Source organism: Blautia sp. OM07-19, assembly GCF_003481595.1.
Lineage (GTDB): Bacteria > Bacillota > Clostridia > Lachnospirales > Lachnospiraceae > Blautia_A > Blautia_A intestinihominis.
The window spans coordinates 400,724-414,082 of sequence record NZ_QULA01000001.1; the positions used below are offsets into that span (position 1 = coordinate 400,724).

Genomic DNA, 13,359 nt, shown 5'->3' on the forward strand with positions numbered 1-13,359 from the left:
AATAAAAGGAGGTGCCAAAGATGGAATTATCAAACTTAAGACCAGCAGATGGTTCTAAACACAGCGATAACTTCAGAAGAGGCCGTGGACATGGTTCTGGAAACGGTAAAACAGCCGGAAAAGGACATAAAGGACAGTTAGCTCGTTCCGGACACAAGAAACCGGGATTTGAAGGTGGACAGATGCCTTTATACAGACGTCTTCCTAAGAGGGGCTTCAAGAACAGAAATTCTAAAGAGATCATCGCAATCAATGTTGACGTTCTGAATCGTTTTGAGGACGGAGCAGAAGTTACAGTTGAATCTTTACTTGCTACCAGCGCAATCTCCAAAGCAGGAGACGGAGTTAAGATTCTTGGAAACGGTGAACTGACTAAAAAACTTACAGTTAAAGTTAATGCAGTCAGCGAGACCGCAAAAGCAAAAATCGAAGCTGCAGGTGGTACAGTAGAGGTGATTTAATGTTTGAAACTCTTAAAAGTGTTTTTAGAGTAAAAGAGATGCGGAGAAAACTTCTCTACGTCTTATGGATGATCTTAGTCATCCGTATCGGTTCACAGCTCCCGATTCCGGGTGTGGACAGTGATGTATTCAAACAGTGGTTTCGGAGTAATACCGGTGATGCATTCAATTTCTTTGATGCATTCACCGGTGGCTCTTTTGAGAGCATGTCCGTATTCGCATTGAACATTACACCGTACATTACTTCTTCCATTATCATTCAGCTTCTTACAATTGCAATTCCTGCTCTGGAGGAAATGCACAGAGATGGTGAAGAGGGAAGAAAAAAGATGACAGCGATTACCCGTTATGTCACAATTGGACTCGCACTGTTTGAGTCTATTGCAATGACAATCGGATTTGCCCGCGGAAATATCGTACAGGATATGAACATTCTTAAGGCAATCGTCGTGATCGCCAGTCTGACAGCAGGATCTGCAATGTTAATGTGGATCGGCGAACGTATCACTGAAAAAGGTGTTGGAAATGGTATTTCTATCGTACTTGCGGTAAACATCATTTCCCGTATCCCGAGTGATATGACAACTCTTTATGAGAATTTTATTAAGGGGAAAACAATTGCAAAAGGAACACTTGCAGGTGTTATCATCTTCGCAATTATCCTTGTTGTAGTAGTATTTGTCCTTATTCTTAATGGAGCAGAGAGAAGAATTCCTGTTCAGTATTCCAGAAAGATGGTAGGAAGAAAAATGATGGGTGGTCAGTCCACCAATATTCCGCTGAAAGTCAACACTGCCGGCGTTATCCCGATCATCTTTGCTTCTTCCATTATGTCCTTCCCGGGCGTTATCGCGCAGTTTGCCGGTAAAACAAACGGAACTGGCATTGGAAGTGAGATTCTGAGAGGACTTTCCTCAAGTAACTGGTGTAATCCATCCCAGATCAAATATACCTGGGGTCTGCTGGTATACGTGGTACTCTGCGTATTCTTTGCATATTTCTACACTTCCATTACATTCAATCCACTGGAAGTTGCAGATAATATCAAAAAGCAGGGGGGATTTATCCCGGGCATCCGTCCAGGAAAACCTACATCAGATTATTTGACTAAAATGCTAAATTATATTATATTTATAGGTGCGGTAGGTCTGATCATTGTGGCAGTTATTCCGTTCTTCTTCAACGGAGTCTTCGGGGCAAACGTTTCCTTCGGTGGAACATCTATCATCATCGTGGTTGGTGTTGTACTTGAGACTGTGAAACAGATTGAGTCCCAGTTACTTGTCCGCAATTACAAAGGCTTCCTGAACAACTAAAAATGAAGGTTGTGGTGCGTAAGCGTCACAGCCTTGATTTGGTACAGGCGAAATTTATTTGTTACGGTAACAGTGGCATTTGTTTTTCCTGTCCGGGCAGCACCGAAAGGGTGACTGACCCTATATGCTTCATAAAGAAAAGGAGGGTATTTGTTATGCGAATTATTATGTTGGGTGCACCAGGTGCCGGAAAAGGAACTCAGGCAAAGAAAATTGCAGCGAAATACGGGATTCCGCACATTTCCACAGGAGATATTTTCCGTGCAAACATCAAGAATGGTACTGAATTAGGCAAAAAAGCAAAAACATATATGGATCAGGGGCTTTTGGTACCAGATGAATTAACCTGCGACCTCGTAGTAGACAGAATCCAGCAGGATGATGCCAAAAATGGTTATGTACTGGATGGTTTCCCGAGAACGATTCCTCAGGCAGAGTGCCTGACAGAAGCTCTTAAGAAACTCGGAAGCGGCATTGATTATGCAATCGATGTTGATGTTCCGGATGAAAACATCGTTAATCGTATGTCAGGCAGAAGAGCCTGCCTGAAATGCGGAGCTACTTATCATATCGTGTATGCAGCACCGAAGACAGAGAATGTATGCGATACCTGTGGTGAGACACTGGTACTGCGTGACGATGACAAACCGGAAACAGTTTCCAAGCGTCTGAAGGTTTACCACGAACAGACACAGCCATTGATCGACTACTATACAGAGCAGGGCGTATTAAAGACAGTAGACGGAACTCGTTCCCTGGACGAAGTGTTCCAGGCAATCGTCGAGATCTTGGGAGAATAAGAAAATGTCAGTTTCTATTAAGTCAGAACATGAAATCGAGCTTATGAGACATGCCGGTCATTTACTGGAAAAGGTTCATGATGAACTGGCTTCTCATATCAGGCCGGGAATCAGCACAAAAGAACTGGACCGTATCGGTGAGGATATGATCCGCTCTATGGGCTGCACTCCAAACTTTTTAAATTATGAGGGCTTTCCCGCATCATTCTGCATCAGCCTCAATGATGAAGTAGTACACGGGATTCCGTCCAGACATAAGATCATCCAGGAAGGCGATCTTGTCAAGATCGATGCCGGACTGATCTACAAAGGTTATCATTCAGATGCCGCACGTACTTATGCGGTAGGTGAAGTTTCACCGGAAGCAAGACAGCTTATGGAAGTAACAAAGCAGAGCTTCTTTGAAGGAATTAAATTTGCAAAAGCAGGAAATCATCTGAATGATATTTCCAAAGCAATCGGTGCTTATGCAGCGAAATTCAATTACGGTATCGTTCGTGACCTCGTAGGACACGGAATCGGAACTCATCTTCATGAGGATCCGCAGATCCCGAATTTCCCGCAGAAGCGCAGAGGCATCAAACTGATGCCGGGTATGACACTTGCGATTGAACCGATGATCAACCTTGGCCGTGCAGATGTTGCATGGGAGGATGATGAGTGGACAGTTGTAACTATGGACGGATCTCTTTCTGCACATTACGAAAATACGATTCTGATCACGGATGGAGAACCGGAAATTCTGACTCTTACAAAATGACAGATGACACAGGAGGTTTTTAATGTCAAAAGCAGATGTAATTGAAGTGGAAGGTACTGTACTGGAGAAGCTGCCTAATGCAATGTTCAAAGTAGAACTGGAAAATAAGCATGTGGTATTGGCTCATATCAGCGGAAAGCTGCGTATGAACTTCATCCGTATTCTTCCTGGAGATAAAGTTACTATTGAACTTTCTCCATATGATCTTTCAAAAGGCCGGATTATCTGGCGAGATAAATAAGACAGACCGTGAGGGATGTATAGAACCAAAAAGGACCTTGGATTTGTTCAGGGTTCTTTTTTTGTTGCCCGAAAATACGACGAAAAATATAAAAAATACAGATTAAACACAGTTACTATCAGAAGTGTTAGTGAAAAAATAAGAATATTGCGTATAATAATAATTACAGAAAGTATTTGCAGAAAAACTGCGGGAGAGTTTCTCAGGTGATCCTATCAAAATAGTGAATAAGAAAGGAGTGTTGTATATGAGTAAAAAAATGAAAGTTTGGACAGCCGGTGTACTGGGAATTATGATGGCAGGTCTTGTCTGTGTAAATGTTTATGCACTGGATGACAAAGATGTGATTGGTACATGGTATGCGAACAGTCTTACAATGGACGGCCTGAGTGTATTCCATCCGGGTGCGATCATGATGGAGATGACGCTTGAAATTAACGAGGGCGGCAAAGGAAAAGTGACAACCAGTTCTGAAGAATCTGAACCGGATGTGAACGATTTTGAATGGAAGATTGACGGAGATAACATTGTCATAACTTCAGATGATGAGGTTCTGGAAGGTGTATATTCAGATGGGAATTTATCTATTGACCTGGACGGGATGACCATGACACTGGGACAGGAAAAAGAAGAGTATGTACCTTATGAACCTGGAAAGGCAGTCGAAGATACCAAGATTGAAGATTTTGATGGTGACTGGAACAGTACTCTAATGTCTGCTTTTGGAATGCAGGTACCTACGGGAACGCTTTTTGACATGCAGATGAACCTCAGTATTTCAGGCGGCAAAGCGACTCTTGTAACAATTGAAGACGGAACGGAAACAACAGCTGAACTTGAAGGGGAACTGGACCAGAATGCACTTGTCTTGAAATCAACAGAAGAAAAAACGGAAGATGAAGAAGAAGACTATTCCTTGTTCAGTACAGAAACAATGAGATTATATCTTCTGGATGACGGCAAATTATGTTTTACAACAGCCGACAGTCTGGATGAGGCTGCAGATGCAGAAGACAGTGAGGAATCAATGGACTGGACTGTCAAAGTATTCTTTGACAAATTGGAGGTAAAATAATCAGATTTTAGAAGATTCTCGTAACTGTTCGCAGGAAAAAGAGTATAAACGAAGAGAACAGTAACAGATTCTCTGCTCGAAGGAGGTTTCAGGAATGGGATTATTTGACAAAAAGAACTGTGATATCTGTGGTGACAAGATAGGGCTTTTAGGAAACCGTAAGCTGGATAATGGCAATCTGTGCAAGAATTGTGCCGGCAAACTCTCCCCGTGGTTTGAAGAAAGACGCCACAGTACAGTAGAAGACATCAAAAGACAGCTGGCATACAGAGAAGAAAATAAAAATGCTGTACGTAATTTTAGTGTCACTCGTGAATTTTCCGCAGACAGATACCATGTATTTATCGACGATAACAAAGGCATGTTTGCTGTGGCATTTAATATGAGTGAGCAGAATAATCCGGATATCGTACCACTGTCAGCAATAACCTCCTGTCGTATGGAGATTGATGAGGACCGTGAAGAAGAGGAATATACTGATCAGGATGGTGAGACCAGATCCTATGTACCGCCGAGATACACATATTCCTATGATTATAAGATAAAACTGAGTGTTAATACACCATGGTTTGACGATATGGATTTTCAGCTCAATACTTTCTCTGTAAAAGATCAGGAACGTGCTAAAATGATGAAGTATGAGCAGCTTGGAAATCAGATTGTGTCAGCGCTTACTGGCGTTCCGACATCTGCGCAGGGAGGAATGATGAACCAGGGCTACCCACAGCAGGGAACGGCTGCTCCAAATATGTCACGGCAGATGACAGCAGATGAATGGGTATGCAGTTGCGGAGCTACCAATACAGGACTTTTCTGTGAATACTGTGGAACACCGAAACCATAAGATCATAAAAAAGTCTGTGTAAAGCCGGTTGCTGTCCGCAAAAATACAGGGAACAGCAGCCGGCAGCAGGAAAAGGGGGAATGCAGTATATGTCTGATATCATAGAATATAAGTGTCCATCCTGTGGTGGTGCGATGGTATTTGATTCAAAATCTCAGCATATGAAATGTCCGTATTGTGATACGGAGATGACGGTCGAAGAATTTCAGCGCACACAGAAAGTCGAAGATACACAGACGGCCAAAAAGACAGATTCTGAAGAAAACTGGTACTCTATGAGTACCGGACAATGGCAGAATGATGAAATAAATGGCATGCGTGTTTATAGCTGCCAGTCCTGTGGAAGTGAGATCGTCGCCGATGAAACAACAGGGGCTACAACCTGTCCGTTCTGCAATAACAAAATAACAATGAAAGGCCAGTTTTCAGGAGATCTGAAACCGGATTACATTATTCCGTTTAAACTGGATAAAAAAGCGGCCAAAGAAAACTACTATAAGCATCTGCAGGGGAAAAAATATCTTCCAAAGGTATTCAAAAAAGAAAATCATGTAGACGAGATCAAAGGTGTGTATATTCCATTTTGGCTGTTTGATATAGATGCAGATGCCCGGATAACATATGAGGCAGAAAAAGTCCATGTTTCCAGGTCAGGTGATACGGAGTACACAACTCGTGAAATCTATCAGGTCTATCGTGAAGGAACGATAAGTTTCGATCATGTTCCCGCAGATGGTTCAAGAAAAATGGATGATACACTGATGGAATCAATTGAACCGTATAATTTTCAGGAAGCGGTGCCTTTTCAGCAGGCTTATCTGGCAGGTTACCTTGCTGACCGTTATGATGTCAATGTAGATGAACGTATAGACAGAGCACGTGAGAGAATCCGTGTCTGTACAGAACAGGCTTTTCGAAAAACTGTTCGGGGATATAATGGTCGCACCTCTGTAAAAGACAGCAATGTGCAGATACATAACGCGAGTTACTGGTATGCCATGTATCCTGTATGGATTCTGAATACAACCTGGAAAGGAGAAAAATTTATCTTTGCGATGAATGGTCAGACCGGAAAAATGGTCGGTGATCTTCCAATCGACAGATCAAAATTCTGGAAATCTGTGGGTATACGTACCCTCCTTATCTGGGGAGTGCTGTATGGTCTGAAATGTTTGTTTTTAATGTAGCAGGAGGGAACAGATAAAATGAAAATAAAAAAGAAAATGTGGTACAGCCTGCTTTCTGTTCTCTGGATATTTATCTTGGTATTTCCGGTAATGGCTTCTGAGATCCCGGAAGAACGCCAGAAACCACTTCTTGTAGATGAAGCCGGCCTGCTGACAGAAGAAGAGAGCAGTGCGCTGTTAAACAAACTTGAAGATATCAGCCGGAGATATGAAAATGAGGTGGGAATTGTCACTGTCAATTCTCTGGAAGGAAAAACAGCCGAAGCGTATGCGGATGACTATTATGATTACAATGGATATGGATATGGAGAAAATGACGATGGCCTTCTTCTTCTGATCAGTATGGGCGAGAGAGAATGGGCTATTTCGACCTATGGTTACAGCCATACGACAGCTTTTACAGATGCGGGGCTTGAATATATCAGAGGTGAATTCCAGAGTAAACTCAGCAGCGGAGAGTATGCAAAGGCATTTAATTGTTTTGCAGATCAGTGTGATGATTTTCTGCGGCAGGCAGCAACCGGTGAACCTTATGATGTTGGCAATATGCCAAAGGCAAAAGTGTCTCCATTTTGGCTCTATACAGATTTGGTTGTCGCTTTTCTTATCTCGTTTGGAAGAGTCAAAGCAAAATCCGGCAATCTGAAATCCGTAAAGAAACAGGAGTCAGCGAAATCCTATGAACGCAGTGGTTCATTGTCACTGCAAAGATCAACGGACAGTTTTGTCAACAGGATTGTTACTCAAAGAACAATCAAAAATGAAAAAGACAGTTCATCTTCTTCCTCCGGTTCCGGTGGAAGCTCATCTCACACCAGTTCTTCCGGACGATCCCATGGTGGAACCAGTGGTAAGTTCTGATCAGAGAAACTTTGTCATTGCTCACTATTCAGACATTATAGTATAATAATTATTATTGAGCATTGAGCAGGCAGTATCCCGAGACATAATGTTTATAACAGGTTACCGTTTATATTTGATCGGTAACCTGCATGCTTTGGGGACGGGGTTTGTCTGGAAAGGAATCATAATGCCATATCAAAAGAAAAGATTTTTATCATATACGACTGTTTTTCTGTGCTTTTTGGCGGCATATATATGCAGACTGATCGATACAGATAATGATTTACTGCATGCTCTGCTTGACCAGAGCCGCACCAGCATTTATCTGGGACTGTACTGTGCATGGGTCACTTATCTGAATAAACATATTGTATACAAAAAAATGCGCCAGTGTCTGACGGCCATTGGCTGTCTGATGGTATTCTGGCTTTTTTTGCGTACAATAAAATATCATGTTTTTCAGGATCCCCTCAGTATGCATATCTGCTGGTATCTGTATTATCTTCCGATGATCCTGATTCCGACTTTAGGTTTGAATGCAGCTTTGCTTCTGGAAGAAAAGGAAAATACTAAAATAAAAAAAAGACATGTTTTGCTGCTGCTTTTTGCGGCAGTACTGATTATAGGTGTATTTACCAATGATCTGCATCAGCTGGTTTTTCGTTTCTATCTGAAACCACCTTATTCGGATAAAAATTATGGATACGGTTTCCTCTTTGTGGTCATTCAGGTATGGATCATATTTTGTCTCAGTGCAATGGATGTGATACTTGTTCGCAAAAGCAAAACTTTTGAAAAAAAACGTTTCTGGCTTCCTGTAATACCTGGTATCGTGCTTTTGGGATGGAACATTGGAAATATTCTGCGTCTGCCCTTTATCAGTATCATTGCAGGAGATCTGACAGCAGTCTGCTGCCTTTGTATAGCGGCTATTTTTCAAAGTTGTATCCTGTGTGGACTGATTCCTACAAATAGTCGTTATTTTGAATTGTTTCAGTCAACAGGCAGTCTTGACGCAGAGATAACGGATGAAGCTTTTCGGCGTTATTATTATACAGGAAATTTCCCGAAGCTCTCCAAAGAACTGCGTGAATGTGTGATCGCAGAATCTTTACTGCAGGAAAACGGGATTTTGATCAAGCATATTCCTGTCAGGGGTGGACATTTATTCTGGACGGAAGATATTTCTGTTCTGCTTGACCAGTATCAGGATATTCAGGAACAGCAGGAGGAATTGACGGCACGAAATCAGCTTTTGCAGATGACTTATCAGAAAGAAGCCGCACGCAGAAAATTAGAAGAACAGAATCATCTTATGAATATGATACAGGATCAAACTTACAGACAGTATGAATTACTTTCTCTATATATGAAGAAGTTTGAACAGACAGATTCAAGAGAAGAATGTGATATGCTTCTGAGTAAGATAGTAGTCGTGGGAACTTATCTGAAACGAAGAAAAAATCTTGTACTCACCAGATACAGCTCACAGGGGGATTCTCTGACTATGGCCGATCTGAAGCAAAGTCTGGCTGAATCCTGTGAAAATCTGAAATTATGTAAGATCAGGGCAGCTTACTTTGTGCAGGATAAAGAAAAACTGCTTCACGCAGATGATGTTCTGAGATGTTATGATTTCTTTGAATGGCTGATCGAACAATTGTTTGATGTGGTGAGCGCGGTCTTCTTCCGAGTGACTCAGATTGAAGAAAAATTGCAGATTTCTGTGCATGTTGTATGTCTGACTGATATTCGTATTTTTCTGACAGAGAGACCTGATCTTTTGATACAGCAGGAGGAGGAACAGGAATGGTTTATTCGATGTCCGGTTTCATAAAAGACACCATGAAATTGCAAAATCTTCTGATGATCCTTATGGAAATATGTCTGATCCTTGAATTTATTCTGCTGTTTTCCAGAATTATGCGTTCAGCAGGGAAATGGAAAATTGCGATATCTTCTGCATGGCTGGTTGTCTCATTTCTTTTTATGGTGGGACTGTTGAGTGATCACCAGCATCGGCAGGATGATCTTCCATACGATCCGATATTGTATTCATTTCCAATACATGTATTGGTGATAGCAGTGATTCTGCTGACAGCCTATCTGATTCTGGCGATTCGCAGGGAGCGAAAGGAATACAGCAATACTTTGTCGCCCTGGTCTGTTTATGAAGCTGTAAATAATGTCCCCTGTGGTGTCTGCTTTTCAGATGCTCTTGGACGTATCATCCTGAGTAACGCCAAGATGCAGGAATTATGCAGGATACTGACCGGAAATTATCTTCAGAATTTTGAGATTTTCCGCGATGCCATAAATTCAGCACCTGTTCAGAAAAATATTATCAAGTTAAATTCCGACAGCAATGTATTTTATTTACCGGATGGTTCCGTCTGGATGTTTCAGGAATACCAGCTTAAAGAGCCGGATCTGAAAGGTTATGTGCAGACTGTTGCGATCAATGTATCTGAAGTATATTACAACAATGAAAAGATCAAAAGCAATAACGAAAAATTAGAGCAGCTGAATCGCAAACTGGAAGAAATGTATGAAAAAATAGGCGATGAAATACGTGAACAGGAAACTCTGGCGATGAAAATGAAGGTACACGATAATTTCGGAAGAAGTCTTCTTTCCATACGAAGAATCCTTGAAAAGAAAGAAGAACCTGACAATATGAGGGAGCAACTGGAAAATTTAAAGCAGCAGGTTTATATTCTTACAAGTTCAACTGCTGATAATAAAGAAGACCAGTATGAGGATACGGAAAAGCATGCAAGAGAACTTGGAATATCGATCCAGATCCAGGGGAATTATCCGGATGATCTGATTTACAGACGGCTTACAGATCGCGCTCTCCGTGAATGCGTGACAAACTGTGCCCGTCATGCACATGGAACTGCAGTTTATGTGGAAATAAAGAACAGCAGGGACGGATATCAGATCCAGATTACCAACAATGGTGAGCCGCCATCAAAAAATGCAAAAGAAGGTGGTGGATTATCAGCATTAAGGAAAGCAGTAGAAGCAGAGCAGGGGACTATGAAGACATTTTTTGAACCTGCTTTTTATCTGTTTCTGAATTTTCCGTTAAAGGAATAAGAATATCAGATTACTTCAGTATGAGAAGGGAATGATGCTATGATAAGGGTACTCATTGTGGAAGATCAGAAGATCATGCAGAAATATTTTGAATATATTATTTTACAAAATCCTGAATTTAAGCTGGTAGATACGGTCAGTGATGCCCGGGAAGCAGTAAAAATCTGTAATTATTCAGCAATCGATCTGGTATTGATGGATGTGCAGACCTTTCATAATCATGATGGACTGACTGCGGGAAAGACCATAAAGGAGGAACATCCGGGTACGAAGATACTTGTTGTAACCTCGCTGATCGATCCAAAAGTGCTGGAGCGGGCAAAAACAGGATGTGCAGACAGCCTCTGGTATAAGGACCATGGTGAGGATGAGATTTGTGATGTGATCATCAGAACTCTTAATGGAGAGCATGTCTTTCCGGATGTAACTCCAAATGTGGAATTGAACTGGATCACTAGCGGGGAAATCAGTCCCAGGCAATTGGAAATGCTGCGGCTTTACATATGTGGAATGTCCTACTCGGAGATTGCAAAAAAAATGAACTGTTCCACCTCAGGAGTACGATGGAATTTTCAGGAGATGATCGCCAAGGCAGGATACAGCTGCAAAGAGGATCTGATCGCTGCTGCGCTGGAAAGCAAACTGATCGTTACCACACTGAAATAGGATGTCGAATAGCTTTTATCTGTAAATGATATTGCTGCAGGAAGTATTTTCATCAGGAGATGATACCATAAGGAACGGGTTTATGAAAAAATAAAAAAAATTAAATTAGGGGGTTGTATTTTCCGTAAAGGAATGTTATTATACTGGTTGTACGCGCTGAGGCGTGTATGAACTGCAGATTCAAGCCTATATTACGGAAAAGGAGGATTTCCAGTGAAAGTAAGATCATCTGTAAAGCCGATCTGCGAGAAATGCAAGATCATCAAAAGAAAAGGATCTATCAGAGTAATCTGTGAAAATCCAAAACACAAACAGCGTCAGGGTTGATTGACTGATTTGTGAAACGTGCGGCTGCAGTTTGATACACCCGGAAGGGTTGTTCGGACTGTTTTAATATTTTATTAAAGAAGCATGTATTGCCTAATACCGAGAGGCAACAAAATTTCGGAAAGGTCGCTTTTCGCCAAAGGCGGCTGGGTGTTTTACCGAGGCACCCCAATTAGGAAACTAGAAAAATCGAGAGTTTTTGAAGATGTACCCTATTTCACCTTGCGAGACTGCAAGTGGTACGGTTCAGACGACTTTCAAAAAGAAAATGGAGGAAACAGTACATGGCTCGTATAGCTGGTGTAGATTTACCAAGAGACAAACGTATCGAAATCGGCCTTACCTATATCTATGGTATCGGCAGAACAAGTGCAGACAAGATTCTTGCACAGGCAGGAGTAAATCCTGACATCCGTGTCAGAGATCTGACAGACGATGATGTAAAGAAAATCAGTGCTGTTATTGATGAAACAATGACAGTTGAAGGTGATCTTCGTCGTGAAATCGCTATGAATATCAAGAGACTGCAGGAAATCGGATGCTACCGTGGTATCCGTCATCGTAAAGGACTTCCGGTTCGTGGCCAGAAGACCAAAACAAACGCTAGAACTCGCAAGGGTCCTAAGAGAACTGTTGCTAATAAGAAGAAATAATTCGTAACAAATAATTGATTATATATAGGAAAGTGTAGGTTAGTTTTAAAATGGCAAAGACAACCAGAAAAGCGACTACTAAACGTCGTGTTAAGAAAAACGTTGAACACGGACAGGCACATATCCAGTCATCCTTTAACAATACAATTGTTACTCTGACTGACAACGAAGGAAACGCTCTTTCATGGGCAAGTGCCGGCGGTCTGGGATTTAGAGGTTCAAGAAAATCTACCCCTTATGCAGCACAGATGGCAGCAGAGACTGCAACAAAAGCTGCTCTGATTCATGGATTAAAAACTGTTGATGTTATGGTTAAAGGACCAGGATCAGGACGTGAAGCTGCAATTCGTGCACTTCAGGCTTGCGGCCTTGAAGTAACAAGTATCCGTGACGTAACACCGGTTCCGCACAACGGATGCCGTCCACCAAAACGTAGAAGAGTCTAATTTAGGAGGTAGCTTGAAATGGCAGTAAATAGAGTTCCTGTTCTGAAAAGATGCAGATCCCTTGGTCTGGATCCGATTTATTTAGGAATTGATAAAAAATCCACAAGACAGTTAAAACGTGCAAACAGAAAAATGTCTGAGTACGGTTTACAGTTAAGAGAAAAACAGAAAGCAAAATTCATCTACGGAGTTCTGGAAAAACCTTTCCACAACTACTACAACAAAGCTGACAGAATGCCGGGACAGACTGGTGAAAACCTTATGGTCCTTCTTGAGAGCAGACTTGACAACGTAGTATTCCGTATGGGATTTGCAAGAACAAGACGTGAAGCTCGTCAGATCGTTGACCACAAACACGTACTTGTAAACGGAAAATGTGTAAACATTCCGTCTTACCTTGTAAAAGCTGGTGACACAGTTGAAATCAAAGAAAAATGCAAAGGTTCTGAGAGATACAAAGGAATTCTGGAAGTAACAGGTGGAAGACTTGTTCCGGAATGGATCGATGTTAATCAGGAAGCTTTAAGCGGAACTGTAAAAGAACTTCCAAGAAGAGAAGCAATTGATGTTCCGGTAAACGAAATGCTTATCGTCGAGCTGTATTCTAAATAATAATTAGAACACGAGTAACTGTGAGG

16 protein-coding genes are annotated in these 13,359 nt (G+C 41.6%); all 16 read left to right on the forward strand.

From position 1 onward, the window contains the following. Nucleotides 1–20: 20 nt before the first annotated feature. The 16 genes from rplO to rpsD all read left to right on the forward strand — a co-directional run bounded on the left by rplO (nt 21) and on the right by rpsD (nt 13,333). Nucleotides 21–461 (forward strand): 50S ribosomal protein L15, encoded by a 441-nt coding sequence (rplO, locus tag DXC01_RS01765; protein WP_118698077.1) that lies wholly within the window; start codon nt 21–23, stop codon nt 459–461. Continuing rightward, nucleotides 461–1,777 (forward strand): preprotein translocase subunit SecY, encoded by a 1,317-nt coding sequence (gene secY / locus DXC01_RS01770; protein ID WP_022214200.1) that lies wholly within the window; start codon nt 461–463, stop codon nt 1,775–1,777. The genes rplO and secY overlap by 1 nt, the downstream gene beginning before the upstream one ends. Before the next feature lie 155 nt (nt 1,778–1,932). Next, a complete protein-coding gene (locus DXC01_RS01775) occupies nt 1,933–2,577 on the forward strand; it encodes an adenylate kinase (RefSeq protein WP_022214199.1) in 645 nt (214 codons plus the stop codon). A gap of 4 nt (nt 2,578–2,581) precedes the next feature. Then, on the forward strand, nt 2,582–3,337 hold the full coding sequence (gene map / locus DXC01_RS01780; protein WP_022214198.1) for a type I methionyl aminopeptidase: 756 nt from the start codon (nt 2,582–2,584) through the stop codon (nt 3,335–3,337). Nucleotides 3,338–3,359: 22 nt separating this feature from the next. Continuing rightward, nucleotides 3,360–3,578, forward strand: coding sequence for a translation initiation factor IF-1 (infA, locus tag DXC01_RS01785; protein ID WP_005428560.1), 219 nt, complete (start codon nt 3,360–3,362; stop codon nt 3,576–3,578). A 247-nt stretch (nt 3,579–3,825) separates the two neighbouring features. Further along, entirely contained in the window at nt 3,826–4,653 is an 828-nt protein-coding gene (locus DXC01_RS01790) for a hypothetical protein (protein ID WP_118698078.1), read from the forward strand. A gap of 94 nt (nt 4,654–4,747) precedes the next feature. After that, nucleotides 4,748–5,497: a DUF4428 domain-containing protein gene (locus tag DXC01_RS01795; protein ID WP_118698079.1), complete on the forward strand. Its 750-nt coding sequence runs from the start codon at nt 4,748–4,750 to the stop codon at nt 5,495–5,497. Between the two features lie 89 nt (nt 5,498–5,586). Continuing rightward, a complete protein-coding gene (locus DXC01_RS01800) occupies nt 5,587–6,684 on the forward strand; it encodes a hypothetical protein (RefSeq protein ID WP_118698171.1) in 1,098 nt (365 codons plus the stop codon). 18 nt (nt 6,685–6,702) lie between these two features. Then, nucleotides 6,703–7,545, forward strand: a complete 843-nt coding sequence (locus DXC01_RS01805) for a TPM domain-containing protein (protein WP_118698080.1) — start codon at nt 6,703–6,705, stop codon at nt 7,543–7,545. Between the two features lie 169 nt (nt 7,546–7,714). Further along, a complete protein-coding gene (locus DXC01_RS01810) occupies nt 7,715–9,364 on the forward strand; it encodes a histidine kinase N-terminal 7TM domain-containing protein (RefSeq protein ID WP_118698172.1) in 1,650 nt (549 codons plus the stop codon). Beyond that, on the forward strand, nt 9,337–10,629 hold the full coding sequence (locus DXC01_RS01815) for a sensor histidine kinase (RefSeq protein ID WP_243111528.1): 1,293 nt from the start codon (nt 9,337–9,339) through the stop codon (nt 10,627–10,629). Before DXC01_RS01810 ends, DXC01_RS01815 begins: the two co-directional genes overlap by 28 nt. 39 nt (nt 10,630–10,668) lie before the next feature. Continuing rightward, complete coding sequence (locus DXC01_RS01820) at nt 10,669–11,295, forward strand: response regulator transcription factor (protein ID WP_118698081.1); 627 nt, start codon at nt 10,669–10,671, stop codon at nt 11,293–11,295. Between the two features lie 213 nt (nt 11,296–11,508). Next, complete coding sequence (rpmJ, locus tag DXC01_RS01825; RefSeq protein ID WP_003497809.1) at nt 11,509–11,622, forward strand: 50S ribosomal protein L36; 114 nt, start codon at nt 11,509–11,511, stop codon at nt 11,620–11,622. 284 nt (nt 11,623–11,906) lie between these two features. Beyond that, nucleotides 11,907–12,275: a 30S ribosomal protein S13 gene (gene rpsM, locus DXC01_RS01830; protein WP_022214197.1), complete on the forward strand. Its 369-nt coding sequence runs from the start codon at nt 11,907–11,909 to the stop codon at nt 12,273–12,275. 50 nt (nt 12,276–12,325) lie between these two features. Then, complete coding sequence (rpsK, locus tag DXC01_RS01835) at nt 12,326–12,721, forward strand: 30S ribosomal protein S11 (RefSeq protein WP_022214196.1); 396 nt, start codon at nt 12,326–12,328, stop codon at nt 12,719–12,721. An 18-nt stretch (nt 12,722–12,739) separates the two neighbouring features. After that, entirely contained in the window at nt 12,740–13,333 is a 594-nt protein-coding gene (gene rpsD / locus DXC01_RS01840) for a 30S ribosomal protein S4 (protein WP_118252530.1), read from the forward strand. Nucleotides 13,334–13,359: the final 26 nt, after the last annotated feature.